Below are 15,741 nucleotides of genomic sequence, written 5' to 3' on the forward strand. Positions count from 1 at the left end.
TTGAACTCAAAGGAAATAGTCTTAGAAAAAAACTGTAATATTGTCATGTCTTATCTTTTGTAAACCAAAATAGCAAGAGGGGTCAACATCACTAGAATGGGGGGTCAGTATCTATAGAATATCCAGACAGTGTCTCAATTCTATCTTCATCCAGTTCTTTTGCATTAAAAAGTTGGATAATCTTTGTATCCAACAGATAAATAATCCTACTGATATTTTTAATATTATTCAACTTCATCATCTTCTGTTATTCTATTTTTCATCAATTTTCCTTCCCATGCACATAGATCATTTGCTTTAACATATTTGCTATGTGAGTTAATAATGATCATTGGCAATCCATGGTTCTTTACCCATGATTCGATTGTTGACCTGTCTACTGAATACAGCTTCTGCAATTGTTGTTTGGATATTCGATCTTCTATCATTTTCATATTAGTGTTTTAGTTAATTCTTTTTTGTTCATATACCTTCTATAATGCCATTCACCCCTTACCTCTTCTGTATAAATACAACCATATTTACCATTACATTCATCAAAGGTGTCTAATCCATTTTCTCTTATTTTCCATCCACTACCTCCTATAAATCTGGATAGTTCATCATATAGATTCTTTTTGTTGTTATATTGGATTAGAAGGTGGGAATGGTACTTGGATTTGTCACTGTCCTTTTCAATGGCGTATTCCGTGAATATGGGATCGTTCTTTTTGATGTTCTTGTGGAGTTTCAACATCTGTCTGTGCAGAACCTTCCGTGATGGGTTCTGATAGTTGCCGTGTTTGCAATCGAATTTTCTTATGGTTACCGCTATTTTGTTCATGTTTGTTTTTTTTAGTTGTTCTGGACATGCTTTTTTACATCTGGCGGTTTTAAACGTTTATTTGATTTAATAAAGTTGAGGTTTAATAAGATTGAATGGATTGTTAGGCTTTAATCTGGAATAGAACATTTAGAGTTCTAATTTTTTAGATTCTATTGTTTAAAGGATATAAGATGGTTCTTGATGTGTTGGTATTACACCCCTTGAAATACTCTCCCCCTAAATAATTCAATGCCCCCTTGTCACCTACGTTTGTAGTACTGGACTGGTAAGGGACATACCAATCTTCTAACAATAAATATGAGATTGTAAAAAAAGAAGAAAAATTGTAAATAAATGTGAAGATTTGTATCCAAAACATTCATTTAAGGGACTATTGCCCTTTAATTTTTATAGGTTGTTGTAAATAGTGCTTTCGCACACTACTTTTTCTTAATATCAATTCCGTATTTAAATTTAATCAATTCCAAAATTTCTTCTGGCGGACTGTCAATCATTTTTTGAAAGTCAATATCATTTGCAGATAACTGTAATTTATCAAAATGCTCCATAGCCATTTTTAAAAATGATTTGGCAACGTTAAGTCGTGTTTGAGCAACAGATTGTATTTCAGTTGTTATTTTTTCATCAATTATTTCTTGGGGTAAAATAAACTTGTTATTTCTCAAATCTGTGTAAAAGCTACTATTTTTTAAATCGTTAATTTTCTTAATTTTTTTTTCGTGCTCAGCCACTTGATACATAATTGCTGATTTGGTTTTTTTTTCTGGGACTGCGAATGCTAACATTATATCTAAACCAATGGCATTTTGAGTTTTCGTTTTGTGGTCTCGAAACTCTTTTTTAAATTCTTTTTGTTCGTGTTCGTTATTGTGGTTTTTACTTAAAACAAAATTATAAATTAAAAAAGCTTTGCCCACTTCTTCAATTGTATATTGATAAAGAGCATAAGCTCTCGGGTATCTTTTAAGTTTGAATAGAATTTCTGCATCATCAAATAAATCCGTTGCATTTGATAAAGATTTTAAAATTCCATCAAAATAATTTTCTCTTATCAATCTTCTCTTTTTTTTGAACTAAAATATCCTAAACCACCTATTAGTATAGCGCCAACAAGTGTTCCAAGTAAAATTTTAGGTCCATATTTTTTATCTTCATATCTTACACGAACGCTAACACTTGTGGAGAAAAGATCGCCGCTACGTGAGTGCCCTTCTTCAATTTTTTCTGATACAGGTTCTATAAGAAAATAACCACCAAAAAGAATTCCGATAGCCAACCAAATCACTAAAACCTTTTTATAGTTTAACATATTTAAAAATATTTCAATTATTATAGTATGTAGTTTTGAATCAATTACAACGTTTATGTATTTGGAATGCTGCGTGTATAACGCAACTAATTTGCCAAATATAAACTGAATAGAAAATTTGAGAGGATTTTCGTAAGTAGTCTTGTAATAACATATAATTTTATATGGTGGCCGCTGGCTTTTATATTTTTATATTAAATAAATCTTTTTCTTTTAATTCTTTATAAATTGCTTGAAATTGCAAATACCATTTCGCAACATCGTCTTTCCTTTCGGGTAGTTCTTTTTTGTAAAAATCTAAATAGGTCATAATCAAAAAATTTAAAGTATACATCGTAATATTTTGAGCGTCTTTTGGGAATCTAATCTGGATTATATCAGTTTGTCCATTTTTTCCGGGAACTAACTTGCTTTTCATTAAATCAGTGGCGTGAACGCTGTCAGAAAGCGTTCTGTAAACAATTTCATAAAGCGTATGGTGATTTAATCTTTTAGCAAGTTGTTCAATGTCAGCAGGCCCATCAAATAAGGCAAACCATTTAGGATTTTTCCTAATATCATTACTCCTTTGATATTCCTCCTCAATTTTTTGATAAATTGGCAATTTTAAAAGTTCTTTTGAATCTAGTTTACCTAACTTATTCAAGCTTTCATCGCTATCTACTTTCTGAACGTGTTTATCTTTTTTTATTTCACTAGAAAATTGTTTCCCAATTTGACTTTCAGCATTTAATTTTTCATAGAATTTCAAATCTTTATGAACAATCCAAACAATATATGATAATGCTCTATTCTTTTGGTCTTTTTCCAAAAGATATTCCAGTCCGAAAGAATTTTCAAGTAGTGAACGAACAAGTGGTTTTGCAGGGTCTACCGAAGAATTTTTTATAAGAATTGAAATTGCATCTGCTAATTCCAATATATTTCTAAAAAATAGAATGGGAACCAAATGGTTATCACCACTTTGTATTTTATCCATTTGCCATTTTAATAAATGTGTTCCAAAATCTACTGCATTATCAATAGAAGATGAAAGCTTTTCTAATTCAGCTTTCACCTCATTTTGGTCTCTGGGTAAAATATATTCAATGGATTTATACATCTTTTTTGTTGCCAAGGTTGTCGTATAAGAATAGGTGCGGGTTTACGTGCGAGGATTTTCCTTCGGAAAGTCTGACGTAGCAAACGTGCAGCGCTTATTGTTAAGGCACAACACTAGCAATTTTTTATATATGGTGTTGTAGTCCGTTTTTATTTTTTGCTTTTAATCATTTCAATATAATGAGCTTTTTTATATTGTCTATCAAGTTCAACCATTATTAAGTCGATTAGCTCCTTTAAAACATCAATATCAAATTCCGAAAAAAGCCTATTATAATGTGCTTGGTCATTTCCTAACCAAGTGGCTCTTTCCAAAATTTCTTTTAAATCTCCTTCGTAATAACCTTTTATGGCAACGCCTAACCAAGAATCAATTATTTTTTCCTTCTTATCTGGATTATTCTGAATCGCCCAATCTTTAACTAAATATTCAATTGCTTTTCTAAATCCCATTCCAGCTAATTCATCAAGACCGTAATTTTCAGCTTCTAAACTTTGCAAATAAGTCTTAATAAATTTTGAAGAAATCGGATTTTCAATATCAGTTGATTTTCCGTCTTTTAATTCCAATATAGGTTTAGGCCAATCTGGTCCTTTTGGCAAACCATTTAAAAAACGGTGGAATTTAAATCCTCCATTCCAATTGTGTTGACAAAGAAAAAGTCTTTGACATTCAGTATTAGAACACAGCCAAGCAGTTATTACCATTGGTGTATTGTCTGTGTCCCTCGATACTGAATGCCATTTGTTATGAGGTGTATTTGTAACGTGACAATGAGGACAAATATTAGGGTCTTTAACCGACCTTGCTGTATTTTGGTATGTTACATTCATATTTTGTTTTTGTTTTCGGTTATTAGTTTCTCAAATGCACCACAACAATTGATTATAGTAACAAGTTGTTATATTTCTATTAAGTGGGTAATTTAATAATATTTCTATGTATAAGTTGATAGAAATGTCAAATTCGTTTAATACGTGCGTATAGCATAAGAATGCAAGCGGTGAAATTATGAATACCTCCAACCTGTTATATTGGCCTATTTCTCAGAAGTGAATTTAAATAATTTTAGTGAGTAACCAATAATACAATTCTGTTGAGGTTTAATCAACCTTTAAGTATAGATGTAGGTTCCGCCATGAGGCTATATTTTCACTGTTGGATTTATGATTAACCTATGAAATCGAATTTTACCCACAATAAAAAAATTGGTGTCGATATGAAAACCGCATATACATGGGTAAAACCATTTTGAACTTTTCCTACTTACAAGAAACATCAACGAGATATCAGCTATCATTTTCGAATTTAATAACCTCTTGTTACTGGATTAGGGAATACCCTATGGGGTAATCATTTAAGCTATCTAAATAGTTGTAAATCTCAATAAAAATTACTATATTAGGGTATAATTGTTAGTATCTAAAACAGTAACGGTATGAAAGTTTTTTATTCAAGGGTGAGCACCGAAGAACAATCGGATTCACGACAGTTAAAGAATACTGAAAGGGGGTTTGATTATGTGATTTCGGATAAGTGTTCAGGAGCTATTCCATTGTGGGAGCGTCCAAGGGGAAAACAAATTAAAGAATTGATCGATAAGGGTGAGTTAAATGAGCTTCACGTGCATTCTATCGATCGGTTGGGCAGAAATACCATAGATGTATTATCTCGTTGGAAAGAATTAACCGAATTAGGTATCAGGGTGGTTTGTAGAAACCCCAACTTACAAAATATCAATGATGAAGGTAATGTAGATAGTTTCTCAGAAATGATGGTTTCAATCTTATCGATGATGGGTAAGTTCGAAAAGGATATGATCGATATGCGTAGAACCGAAGGAATCGAAAGAACAAAGCAACTGGAGCCATGGAAATATTCCGGCAGAAAGATTGGCACTAATGATTCTCCAATTAAATTTCTTAATAAACCTAAATCAAAAGATATTCTAAAGGATTTAGAGAGAGGGTATGGCGTTAGAGAAATATCCAATATGAGGGATTGTAGTTTCTCAACCATTTATAAAGTAATAAACCTCAACGAACAAATAAATCAAGCTCCATGTTAAGTAAAAAACGAAAGAAGGAACTCCGAGAAATTTATGAAAAGAAAAGGGGAGAGGAATTCGTGGAAGGACTAAGGAAAGAACCGTTTGTATCAATAACGGATTATATTGATTTAAAAACTGGCTATGGGGTTAAATAAAACTATGCTGGTGTATTAAAACATTAGGGAACATTGATAAAACAACTCTTTATGGGGGGGGGTGATATAATTGATAGATTATTCATTCTGTTATCGTTTTCTTTTCATCCTTTAACAATTTTATTTCTTCTTCTGTTAGTTTCTCAATCTTTGAAAGTTTCCAAACAACCTCTCCCGAAGTATCTATAAATCTTCGGTACTTGGTGTCACATTCATAAGTTTCAACGGGAGAGTCAGGTATATTGAATTCTATGGTGATATAATAATTAGGTCGTTCATAATCTATCTTGATATCCTTTATCCATTTCTTTATGAATTCCTTTTTCATATTGAAGGAGGTGTCAAAGAATATCTTGTGCATATCCTTTCTTACATCTGATAACTTGTGGCTACTATTGGAATAGGTGGATAGTGTTTCCATATGGTTCTGTAATATGATATTCAATTCTTCCAATTTATTATCTATCTTCTTTAACTGCACCTTGATATCATCTTTTGATAATGTACCATCTATTGTCAGTTCTATTGCCCTACTACGTTTGTTCCTATGTGAAGTAATTTCTTTTTCTATGCCGATGATGATTTTTTCCACTTCTTCTATCTTTTCTTTCGGGTCGTTGTTGAACCAATCCGATATGATTTTTTCCAAGTGGTTATCGACAAAGAACCTAGACCATATGAAGGCTTCGATTATCGGTTGCCTAAACCCACGGTTATTACAAGTGGGGTTCTTATATTGTTTGGTTACACATCTATATGAGTCATCATATGTTGAGGTCATCCTGCCAACATATCTCTTATCACATTTACCACAGGACATTACATCGTTCAATAGGTATTTGTGTTTGTTAGTCCTTCCACCTTTGTTCTTACATCTCTGGATTTTGTTCCATTGGGTGGTAGTGATTATTTCGGGGACTGGGTAGGTAATACCATTGAAAATTCGTTCCCCTTTATACGTCGGGTTCTTACATATCTGATATACTGTGGTGGAAATCCATTTGGTATTCTTCTTTTGTTTTACCGTAATCTCATTTGTAAAGTTGTTCTTAACCTCATATAACTTTTTACCGTTTATACCGATCTTATTATATCGGGTTGGAATTTTTTCATCGTTTAGAATATCAGCGATCTTTCTATATGGTGTTCTTTTCTCGGCGAGATCATATATCTTCCTCACGACCTTGGATTCTTCTTCATCGATCACCATCAGCTTATTGATATCCTTGGTATAACCATATGGTGATAGAGCGTGAACCCTTCCTTCCTCTACATTTGTTTTGATTATTGATTTTACTTTCTGTCTTGTAATTCTAACATCATACTCACCCATCACAGAAAATATATTATCAACCATCATTTTCCTTTCATCATATAGGTCAATTTCACCTGATAGTTCAAACAATCTGACTTTATTCTCTTTTAATAGTTTATGTAATAATAATCGGACATATAGGTTTCGTTCCAATCTTGTTTTATCATATCCGAATACATGGGTTATGAGACCTGATTGGATATCATCTAGGAGATTACCGAATTGTGGCCTATCCTTAATATCACCCAAACTACTGATGTGTTCATCTATATAAAGTTTATAAGGAAGTTTTAATATTTTGGATAATTTGATCCCTTGTTTTTTTTGTTCATGGATAGAACGATCTTTACCTTCTTCTTTATCACCTGAAATCCTGCAATAAATTCCTAACATAACTGATTGGATTTCAGTAAAGATAGAAATTTATTGATAATGATGGTATTATATTTACTTCACAGCAGGAAAAGACAGTCTGGATGATGAAAGCTTGGCTGGCCGAAGAAATATAACCAATATTGTTGGCGTATTTTACGTGTTATATGTAATAGGCACGTAGTACATAATGTTTAAAATTATCCCTAGTTAAGATATGCTTAGATAAATTCAAGGCATGGCAATCATAATTAGGGATAATTCTATTTATAGAAATCAATTTAAAAAATTCCTATCGAATAAAAAGGGGTAGTCTAGATTCGGGTCTACGGTAATTTTTACCGCTGTGTCTCGCCCATCTATTTGTAAACGGGTAATATTTTGTTCTTGCCACGGCTTATCCTTTATCCAAAAATGTCCATCGCCCTGAACCATAAGAACGGGTTTTCCAAAAGATAGGGAGGCGGCTCTAAACAAATCAGTAAATGGTTTAAATTTATCAGGACCAGCTTCCACAATATTGGCGTGGGCAAATACAACCATAGCATTTACATTATTCTTTTGTTTCTCCAGTAACGTTTTAATCCAGAGTCCGTTTTGTGTTAATCTTTCCGTCCACTCTATGGAATCATGAACCTGACTTCCAACAAGATTAATGCCCATAAATAAAACCTTGTTCTCTATCCAACTAAAATTTTCCGGACGTTCCGTTTGATATGTGACCTGAGGATCAAAGGACCAATTTTCATTAAAATGCAAGAAATGTTTGTTCCAATACTGTAATCCTTGTTCTGGGTTTTCACAGTCGTTATATTCATTGTCTCCCAAAACTATAAAGGTAGGCACTTTAAATGTTTTTAATATTTCTGCAACATCTATGTAGACTTCTTCATCACAGTTTACCGCACCCGGTTTAATGTCTCCGACATGGATAACAAATTCTGAAGTATTGGTGTTGTTGTGTTTAGAAATAATATTAATTAATCCTTGACGCTGTTCTTCATTGTAGGGAACGTCACCAATTGCTGTGAACGATGTGGCGGAGATTTCTTCCGTTGGTACATCATCTGTATTGGAGTCGGAACTTTTATTTTCTCCACAGGAAAAAAGGAAAATTATCGACAACGATAAAATCCAGTAATTTTTAATATACTTTTTAAAACTAAGGGTTGCAAACGAATAAGGCATGATAACAATAAACCGATTTAAATTAAACTTAAATATAATTTAAATACGGTATTAATGGCCTTATTTCTGCATTTTTAAATAATAATCCGCGGAATGTTTACCAGAACCATAGAATAAAAAGAAAATACAAACCAACAAAGTAATAGTAGCTAAAACTAAGTTCCTGGTGTTCATCTCCCCAAGAAAATTGGCCAGTACCGCACCCATTAAAATTGGTAGCTGTGCAAAAACCGCCCAACGGGTCAGCAGGCCTATTACCAATAAAAATCCCCCTACAAAATGGGCAGGAGCCACATAATGAATGATAAGCATACCTCCTGGAATGCCTTGGAAAGGTTTAATTATTTCCGCCATTTGTTGGTGATTGGACATAAAATCCACGCCTTTCATAAATAGAAAAACACCCAACGCAACTCTTAACAAATCCAAGGGATAATAAGTGTGTGCATTGGCCCATTTGTTTAAAGATTTAATTGTTGCCATAACTCTAAATTTATTTGTTACCTACCCTAAGATACTCATTTTTAATGATATGTAATAAATATTAGGGATACCATTTAACGGTCCTTTTACTCACTAAGGAGATTTGATTACTACTACTCTTGCCCGCCTGAACGGAACGGGTGGACCTGCCCGTTCCGTTCAGGCGGGCGTGGAAATATTATAAGTAGTTTCCTTTCGATTCCTCATGGGCTTGCCCTGAGGTAATCGACTATAAAGGTTCTATTAGGGCCAAGATTTCTATGACCCAAAAATGAAGAAATTAAATCTTGGACCAAGCTGAAATCCTTACAAAACAGGACTTAAATTAGAACTATTAAACATTGAGGATTTTCCAAAATCACTTTGTAATAAGTCAATCCATGGTCTCTTCCATCGCATTTGAGTATGTTGTAATTTGGATGGCGAATAGCCTTTTATTTTTCTAAACCAATACATTCTCAAAATCCGAGTCGGCGCAAAAAACGGCGGATATACGGGATTCATTTACAATTTTGACCATGTCATCAATGGTCATTCCCTGCTCAATATTAAAAATGTTGACGTCGGCGTTCTTCTGTTGAATCACATTCTCCAGCAAGTCGCCCTGTTGTATATTTATTGAAGTGTTCTTGGGAAATCTGACCATAGTGTTCAGGTCTTCGATGTCGGTTTCGGAGAAAACCAATTTAGGATTGTTATTCAGAATATGAACATCAATGTTTCCTTTCCAGTTACGGCAAATTAAAAGCGATATTAGGGCGGACAGGTTATTGTCCTTAACACTAAATGTTGCCTTCCAGTCTACCGGAATATTGGTCATCCACAGGTTGATGCTTTTTTCTATGGCCAGACTGGCGGTGGCGTAAGGAATGTAAATAATCATCCCAAAATTATTCTTTTTACTATCCAATATTAATCGGTTGTAATATCCCAGATTGGAAGTGGCGGAATCCAAACTTGCAAAGATGATGTTGGGCTTAAAGAAGGCCGCATTGAGCGACTGCATGCTAACATTTACGGTAGTGTTAAAGTCGGTGTTATCTATTACGGTATAGGAAACCGATACATCACTTTCCTTAAATTTTTTTACGGCATTTTTTAGAAAGTTCTCCATGTTTCTCTGTTCTACCTCATTCTCATTTCTTAGTGCCAATATCTTTACAGAGCCTTTAGGATATATTATGGAATGTATAAGTTTAAACGAACTTCTGAGCTCCTTGGGCATTGTTACGGGAATTAAAAGGTCTGGACGCCAGGACCGTACTTCCCTTTCTTGGCGCAAACTGTTTGTTTTTTTTGTAGCCCATTCCGCCAAGGCCGTGAATAGACCACTTCGGGAGTCCCCTGCGGCCGATTTAATATTCATTTTTACAAGGTACAGGTAGAATATTACTATAAATATCAATGAAAATAGGGCAATGATCACGTTCAGTACAAACATGATGGCAATGGAGCCAAAGGCCCCAATGGCCGGGACAATAATCGGAATTTTTAGGGTCGGTCTATAACTGGGCAAACCCAAGGTCTGCTCCACGAGGGCCACTACATTTACCATTGCATAGGTAATCATAAAAAACATGGTGAGCAATGGGGCAATGGTATTCAAATTTCTCAACGATATGCCAAAGAGAACAAGTACTGCGGTTATCAACATGGCATTCACAGGCTCTCCTTTTTTAGATTTTTTTGCCAATTTCTGACTTTTTGGGAGAATATTCTTTTCTCCCAAGGCCAATAATATTCTTGGAGCTCCCACAAACGAGCCCAGAGCGGAGGAAAGGGTAGCCCCTAACAGACCTGCCAGCACTATGGGACCATACAGTGATTTGTCAATGAATACATTGTAATTTTTTGCCAGTTCGTCCGGGGTGGCTATAACCGCGGCAACAAAAATTAGACTAACATAAATTATGGTCGTAATTATTACCGATGAAATGGTGCCGACAGGAATACTTTTACGTGGATTTGTGAGGTCTCCAGACATATTGGCTCCGGCCATTACCCCAGTAACGGCCGGGAAAAAGACAGCAAATACAATCCAAAAGGAGGAACCGTTAAAATCGTTTTCGATAGATCCAGGGTAAGTGCCCGTCCATTCAATATTATAATTTAGTTCGTTGACAAATAGTGACCCGTAAATGGACACCAAGGAAAGAACAATAATTCCCAAAATCACAAATTGGATTTTAAAGGCGAAACTGGTACTTATAAAAGCAATTCCCATGACAACTGCGAAAATCAATAGGTCAAGGATTAACGGATTAACATCTGGAGTTAGGGTTTGTAGACCCTCACGGAAACCGAAAATATACATAGCAACAGCAATGGACTGGGCAAAATAAAATGGAATGCCTATGGCACCCCCAATTTCCAGTCCAAGGGATTGCGAAATTAAACTAAAGGCACCTCCACTTCCAATCCTTATGTTGGTGGTTATAGACGATAAGCTAAGAGCCGTTGTAAGCGTAATGGCAACCGATAAAAGAACTATGCCTACAGCCCCTAAGACCCCGGCATTACCTACTACCCATGGCTGGCGGATGTACATGATCACGCCCAGTATGGTTAAAGTGGTAGGTGTAAACACCCCAGCAAATGTACCGAAGGTCTTCTTGATCATATTCTAGTTTTTTTAAAAGCCCTTGGAGGGAGTAAATCGGACTTTGTATAGTTTTTTGGAGCGTTCCAATTGTACCTATTGGCCATGAATATACAGATTATCAAGTACTAAATGCGCTACCTTAGTCAGCAATTGCTCACCTTTAAGATATTCATTTATTTTTGATTAAGCACCAAGTGTACCCATACATTTTAACATTTTCCTCGACTACGAATTTTGATGGCCCGTGGTACAAATTATTATCTACCCCTAATCTATTGCGCTGGCTTGTAAATTACTTCCCTTCTATTCCCGGTAGGGATTTGCTTAAGACTGAAGTTGTGAAAAGAGGGGAATATTTTAGATTTAAGTGAAATTTGTCTCAACGAAATGAGATGCATATACCAACATAAACGGATTTAAGCACTATGTTGAACCAACAAAGTAAAAGGTTCAGGTATAAAGACTACGATAAATTAATAGTGCGTTTTAGAACTTGGAAACATCAATCTTAAAAAGTTCCGCTGCGTTTTTCCAAAGAATAAGTTCTTTTTTCTCTTCGGGCAGATCCAATTGTTTCATAAAATTGAGATAAGAATGCATATTGGAGATAGGCCAATCTGTACCGTATAAAAGGTATTCTGGGTCCCCGGCGTAGGTAATCATTTCTTCCAGCTCCTTTTTCATGTATCTTTCAAACTTATCAGAAAAATTGCCCAATACCAAACCAGAGAAATCGCTATGTACATTTTTATTCTTATAAACCACTTCCATGCAGTCTTTGATCCAGGGATTGCCGACATGGCAGATGACTATTTTTAGGTCCGGGTTATCCACCGCTACATCGTCAATATGTATGGGATGGGAATATTTGATCCTTCCTGTTGGCGAATAGGTATCACCGGAATGAAACATAACAGGTACATCATATTCTAAGGCCATATCATAAACCACCTTAAGTCTATTGTCATTGGGGTAGAAGGGTTCGTAACCAGGATAAAGTTTTAATCCTTTTATAAGCCCTTGCTCTAAAAATTCGCTTATTTCCCTTAGGTCCCTATGGTTGTAATTTAAATAACTGATACCGGCAACCACCCCTAGGTTATCCCTTCCACTTATGGCTTCGACTACTTTTTTGGTGCTCGGCCTGTGTTCGTTGACCTTGTAAGAGGTAAGCACCAAAGAATAATCTACCTTATTCTCTTTCATTGTATCGGTCAGTAGATTCAGGCATTCTTCCAAAGAAACTACCCTATCTTCATGGTAGTTATTAATATGAGTATGTACGTCGATAATCATGGACAAGGAGTTAAGTTTACATGTAAAAGTAAGGAAGCTATATTACAATTGGTATTAAAGTACACTAGTTGCTTAAAATAATTAAGGTTATTCCACTTTAATTTTTCCGTTTTTAAATTCAATTCCGTAGATTTTTCCTTTCTGGGACAATTTTATCTCAAACTCTGAAGGGTAGGCTTTGTCTTGCGTAGGGTACCAATTTTTTCTATTCCTATTTATGCAGATGAACAATCCGTTTTCATCACCAATAGCACAAAAGTTTCCAAATCCGCCATCATAAATGGTTATATCCAAAACCTTGGTTAAGGAGTTATATTCCCTTTCAATATCTGTTGTAGGCACTCCTATTTCCGATATCTCCAAGAATTGTTCTTGCCCAAAATTGTGGTCAGAGGCGTTTTTAAGATTTTTACGGGCTATGAGTTCAACAATGTTTTGGGCTTCATCATAAAAATAGATGGCTTTCGCGTTCCAGGCTGTAAAGTTAATAAGTTCATCTTGACCGTCCTTTAGGATTGGACATCTTGACTTTAACCATTTTAAGGCCTCTTCTTCCTTGTTGGATGGGATGTTTATCGCAAAATGATAGGGGGTCGCAGTCTGGCGGTATTCAAAATGTAGAATTGAATTCCCAATTTGAATAGAAACATGCGAATTGGACCTATCAATAATAGGTAATCCCAAAACTTGGGAATAGAACCGTTCCTGGACCCTTATTTTAGGGGAATACAATCTTAGTTCCTGGATTTTCATGGTGGCAGACTAAGCTAAATCACAATAGGAAAAGGTTATTAATATATAATCTATTGCTTCCCTAAGATAAGAAATCTTGGGCATTTCCAGGGACGGTTGGGCGTAAACATGGAGTAGGGGAGGATAGGGTCTAAGTACAGCGGCTACAGTTCGAATCCCCAACAAGTTTTCCTTCTGCGTTTAATCTGAACTTACAGCAGGTATTAAAATTATTGATAAGGATTAATTTCGCCCGCCTAATTCTAGCTTTTACATTGGACAAACTGATACCGATTAACGCAGCTGTTTCAACTTGGGACTTACCTTTAAGGTAAACCAATTCAACTACTTCTTTGTACTGCCCTGGTAAGTTATTTATAAAACGATCTAAACAACATAGGTCGCTATAACTATTGGAAGTGGTGAATAATTCCACTTTAGGAGTGAAAGTGGTTTTAGAGCGTTGATTGAAGTGATTTGTAATTTCATTTCTCACAATTTGAAACACCCAAGCCTTTAATTTTTCAGGCTCTTTTAGAGTGCCTATACTCTGATGAATTTTTAAGAATGAATTTTGAATCACTTCATTGGTGATATCTGTATCCTTTACTTTTTTTAGAGTGAAAAAATAAATTTCACTGTTGAAACTTTCCCATATAGCTGCCGTTTCCATCTTCATAGTTCACTAATATACAAGGTTGGTCCAGAGGGACCAACCTTTTTTAGCAACATTCACATTTTGTACAATCGCATTTGGTGCAGGAGCAGTTGTTCTCCAGACAGTTTACACAATTACATTTGGTGCATTCACAATTAGTGCATTTACAATTATTCATATTTATAAAATTTAAAATTCACTAAGGAGACTGACTTTGATCACAAAGGATACACAAAATATTAGTTTTTTATTCGTATTTACAATTGGCAGGTGTAATGTATTGATTGCCAATGGTTTTTGTAATTGGTATATCTTTAAGGTTTTTAATTAATTATACTGGCCGATTTCCGCATGCAGTATGGGTCAGAATACTTTATTGATTACTCTTTTGGGCTGTAGGTCTTCACTGGTTATAATTTCAAAGTCTATTATACCCAGTACCAACTCTTCTTGGGTAAGTACTTCAACCTTCCATAGGCCTTGTCTTAAATTGTGTTTATAGGTATAGCCGCGAAACCCCCCATCCCGGCCCCCAGTGATGTCATAACCAATGTCTTCAATAATTTCCCATTTACGATTGTCCTCATTGTACCATTTCCAGCGGTGCAAAACAGTTTTTTCTAAATCGGTTGGAGCAAATATTGATGAAAAAACGTAAACATCGTCTTCTGGTTTTTGAATAAACTTAAGTCTGTGTTTCCTCCAGAATACATACCATTCATCAGTTTCATATGTTACCACATATTTGTTGTTTTCCACCTTAATGTTATGTGCTACAATACCATTGCTTAAGGCCATTGGAACAGGTGGGATAAGCCTAAAAAAGTAGAATACATTAATCATTACATAGATGGAAAGAACAAGGCCAATGAGTTTGGCCAAATGTACTTCGGTTCTAGTACTTGGACTTAGGTTATAGATAATAGTTATGAGCGCCAACGTACAGCATAAACTTATTAGACCCGATAGAATAAAAATTTGTGTGCTCATTTCTTTGATGAAGACAGGAACCATAAAAGTGAAGAAGGTGAAGCTTATAAAGAAATACACACTAAACTGTAAGTATTTGTTGGAGATCCTTTTTTTGAGCAATTCATTGGCAAAAAGTAGGACCAGCAGTATAATCAGAAAGAATACCGTTTTTGACATGGACACACTTCGTGAAAAATAAATGACATATGCACTGGAAAGGCCCCCAAAGAAAAATTGGATAGCCAAAGGAAAATATTCTACGAACCGTTCCAGAAAAGTGTTGTTCCATTTACCATCATCTGCCAAATTATAAAGATAAAGGGTAATGGTCAAGGAGCTCATATGTAAACTAAGTACAATAAGGTCATATAACCGATCTACACGTCCTAGGGTGAGGGTATCAAAAACAAATCCACCTATAAAAAATAGGATTGGAGCATATTTTTCATGTTTTCTGATAAAACTCCGAAATTGGCTATTTCTAAACTTAACTAAGGCTCTTTTCATTCCATATTTGGCAACGCATAAATTTAAAGGAATAATAGGTGCGGGGCTGACCCAATTGCATAAGTTTTTACTTCAACAACATTATAGATGGGTATTCATAAAACTCATTCTAAATAATCTTTAAAATTCTGATTCCTATAGGTGTTGTCCACCCGAAAGATGAATAAATCTAAA

Annotated in this window: 16 protein-coding genes; 2 read left to right on the top strand and 14 right to left on the bottom strand. The window is 35.0% G+C overall.

What is annotated here, in order from left to right; genetic code table 11:
- Positions 1-224: 224 nt before the first annotated feature.
- The 6 genes from CWD90_RS10245 to CWD90_RS10270 form a co-directional block, all read right to left on the bottom strand.
- Positions 225-428 (bottom strand): hypothetical protein, encoded by a 204-nt coding sequence (locus CWD90_RS10245; protein ID WP_157941191.1) that lies wholly within the window; start codon positions 426-428, stop codon positions 225-227.
- A 2-nt stretch (positions 429-430) separates the two neighbouring features.
- Positions 431-823 (bottom strand): hypothetical protein, encoded by a 393-nt coding sequence (locus CWD90_RS10250; RefSeq protein WP_103475870.1) that lies wholly within the window; start codon positions 821-823, stop codon positions 431-433.
- Between the two features lie 422 nt (positions 824-1,245).
- A complete protein-coding gene (locus tag CWD90_RS10255) occupies positions 1,246-1,881 on the bottom strand; it encodes an AbiV family abortive infection protein (RefSeq protein ID WP_103475871.1) in 636 nt (211 codons plus the stop codon).
- The gene (locus tag CWD90_RS10260; protein WP_103475872.1) at positions 1,878-2,135 is read right to left on the bottom strand and encodes an LPXTG cell wall anchor domain-containing protein; all 258 of its coding nucleotides are present in this window, start codon (positions 2,133-2,135) and stop codon (positions 1,878-1,880) included. The genes CWD90_RS10255 and CWD90_RS10260 overlap by 4 nt, the downstream gene beginning before the upstream one ends.
- Positions 2,136-2,316: 181 nt before the next feature.
- Complete coding sequence (locus tag CWD90_RS10265; protein ID WP_157941192.1) at positions 2,317-3,252, bottom strand: DUF5677 domain-containing protein; 936 nt, start codon at positions 3,250-3,252, stop codon at positions 2,317-2,319.
- Positions 3,253-3,386: 134 nt separating this feature from the next.
- Positions 3,387-4,070 carry a DUF4145 domain-containing protein gene (locus CWD90_RS10270; protein WP_103475876.1) on the bottom strand — a complete coding sequence of 228 codons (684 nt, stop codon included), beginning with the start codon at positions 4,068-4,070 and terminating at the stop codon, positions 3,387-3,389.
- 605 nt (positions 4,071-4,675) lie between these two features.
- On the opposite strand from CWD90_RS10270, the gene CWD90_RS10275 reads away from it, so the two are divergent.
- Both CWD90_RS10275 and CWD90_RS23015 read left to right on the top strand, forming a co-directional pair.
- Positions 4,676-5,305: a recombinase family protein gene (locus CWD90_RS10275; protein WP_103475879.1), complete on the top strand. Its 630-nt coding sequence runs from the start codon at positions 4,676-4,678 to the stop codon at positions 5,303-5,305.
- Positions 5,299-5,442, top strand: coding sequence for a hypothetical protein (locus CWD90_RS23015; RefSeq protein ID WP_157941193.1), 144 nt, complete (start codon positions 5,299-5,301; stop codon positions 5,440-5,442). Before CWD90_RS10275 ends, CWD90_RS23015 begins: the two co-directional genes overlap by 7 nt.
- 82 nt (positions 5,443-5,524) lie before the next feature.
- Here CWD90_RS23015 and CWD90_RS10280 read toward each other — a convergent pair whose 3' ends face one another.
- The 8 genes from CWD90_RS10280 to CWD90_RS10315 form a co-directional block, all read right to left on the bottom strand.
- Positions 5,525-7,150, bottom strand: a complete 1,626-nt coding sequence (locus CWD90_RS10280) for a recombinase family protein (protein WP_103475881.1) — start codon at positions 7,148-7,150, stop codon at positions 5,525-5,527.
- 255 nt (positions 7,151-7,405) lie between these two features.
- The gene (locus tag CWD90_RS10285) at positions 7,406-8,254 is read right to left on the bottom strand and encodes a metallophosphoesterase (RefSeq protein ID WP_157941194.1); all 849 of its coding nucleotides are present in this window, start codon (positions 8,252-8,254) and stop codon (positions 7,406-7,408) included.
- 123 nt (positions 8,255-8,377) lie between these two features.
- Positions 8,378-8,800 carry a DoxX family protein gene (locus CWD90_RS10290; RefSeq protein ID WP_103475886.1) on the bottom strand — a complete coding sequence of 141 codons (423 nt, stop codon included), beginning with the start codon at positions 8,798-8,800 and terminating at the stop codon, positions 8,378-8,380.
- Positions 8,801-9,242: 442 nt separating this feature from the next.
- Complete coding sequence (locus CWD90_RS10295; protein ID WP_103475889.1) at positions 9,243-11,420, bottom strand: amino acid permease; 2,178 nt, start codon at positions 11,418-11,420, stop codon at positions 9,243-9,245.
- A 468-nt stretch (positions 11,421-11,888) separates the two neighbouring features.
- On the bottom strand, positions 11,889-12,698 hold the full coding sequence (locus tag CWD90_RS10300) for an amidohydrolase family protein (protein ID WP_103475891.1): 810 nt from the start codon (positions 12,696-12,698) through the stop codon (positions 11,889-11,891).
- Between the two features lie 87 nt (positions 12,699-12,785).
- Positions 12,786-13,451, bottom strand: a complete 666-nt coding sequence (locus tag CWD90_RS10305) for a VOC family protein (RefSeq protein WP_103475894.1) — start codon at positions 13,449-13,451, stop codon at positions 12,786-12,788.
- A 130-nt stretch (positions 13,452-13,581) separates the two neighbouring features.
- A complete protein-coding gene (locus CWD90_RS10310; protein WP_317045719.1) occupies positions 13,582-14,109 on the bottom strand; it encodes a sigma-70 family RNA polymerase sigma factor in 528 nt (175 codons plus the stop codon).
- A 342-nt stretch (positions 14,110-14,451) separates the two neighbouring features.
- Positions 14,452-15,567, bottom strand: a complete 1,116-nt coding sequence (locus CWD90_RS10315) for a DUF2914 domain-containing protein (protein ID WP_103475895.1) — start codon at positions 15,565-15,567, stop codon at positions 14,452-14,454.
- Positions 15,568-15,741 lie beyond the last annotated feature (174 nt).

It is taken from the genome of Arenibacter catalasegens (assembly GCF_002909235.1).
GTDB lineage: Bacteria > Bacteroidota > Bacteroidia > Flavobacteriales > Flavobacteriaceae > Arenibacter > Arenibacter catalasegens.

Bases quoted from the DNA above. Each gene is read 5' to 3' on its own strand.
- CWD90_RS10245 (WP_157941191.1), bottom strand. From the start codon at position 428: ATGATAGAAGATCGAATATCCAAACAACAATTGCAGAAGCTGTATTCA.
- CWD90_RS10250 (WP_103475870.1), bottom strand. From the start codon at position 823: ATGAACAAAATAGCGGTAACCATAAGAAAATTCGATTGCAAACACGGC.
- CWD90_RS10260 (WP_103475872.1), bottom strand. From the start codon at position 2,135: ATGTTAAACTATAAAAAGGTTTTAGTGATTTGGTTGGCTATCGGAATT.
- CWD90_RS10270 (WP_103475876.1), bottom strand. From the start codon at position 4,070: ATGAATGTAACATACCAAAATACAGCAAGGTCGGTTAAAGACCCTAAT.
- CWD90_RS10275 (WP_103475879.1), top strand. From the start codon at position 4,676: ATGAAAGTTTTTTATTCAAGGGTGAGCACCGAAGAACAATCGGATTCA.
- CWD90_RS23015 (WP_157941193.1), top strand. From the start codon at position 5,299: ATGTTAAGTAAAAAACGAAAGAAGGAACTCCGAGAAATTTATGAAAAG.
- CWD90_RS10280 (WP_103475881.1), bottom strand. From the start codon at position 7,150: ATGTTAGGAATTTATTGCAGGATTTCAGGTGATAAAGAAGAAGGTAAA.
- CWD90_RS10290 (WP_103475886.1), bottom strand. From the start codon at position 8,800: ATGGCAACAATTAAATCTTTAAACAAATGGGCCAATGCACACACTTAT.
- CWD90_RS10295 (WP_103475889.1), bottom strand. From the start codon at position 11,420: ATGATCAAGAAGACCTTCGGTACATTTGCTGGGGTGTTTACACCTACC.
- CWD90_RS10300 (WP_103475891.1), bottom strand. From the start codon at position 12,698: ATGATTATCGACGTACATACTCATATTAATAACTACCATGAAGATAGG.
- CWD90_RS10305 (WP_103475894.1), bottom strand. From the start codon at position 13,451: ATGAAAATCCAGGAACTAAGATTGTATTCCCCTAAAATAAGGGTCCAG.
- CWD90_RS10310 (WP_317045719.1), bottom strand. From the start codon at position 14,109: ATGAAGATGGAAACGGCAGCTATATGGGAAAGTTTCAACAGTGAAATT.
- CWD90_RS10315 (WP_103475895.1), bottom strand. From the start codon at position 15,567: ATGAAAAGAGCCTTAGTTAAGTTTAGAAATAGCCAATTTCGGAGTTTT.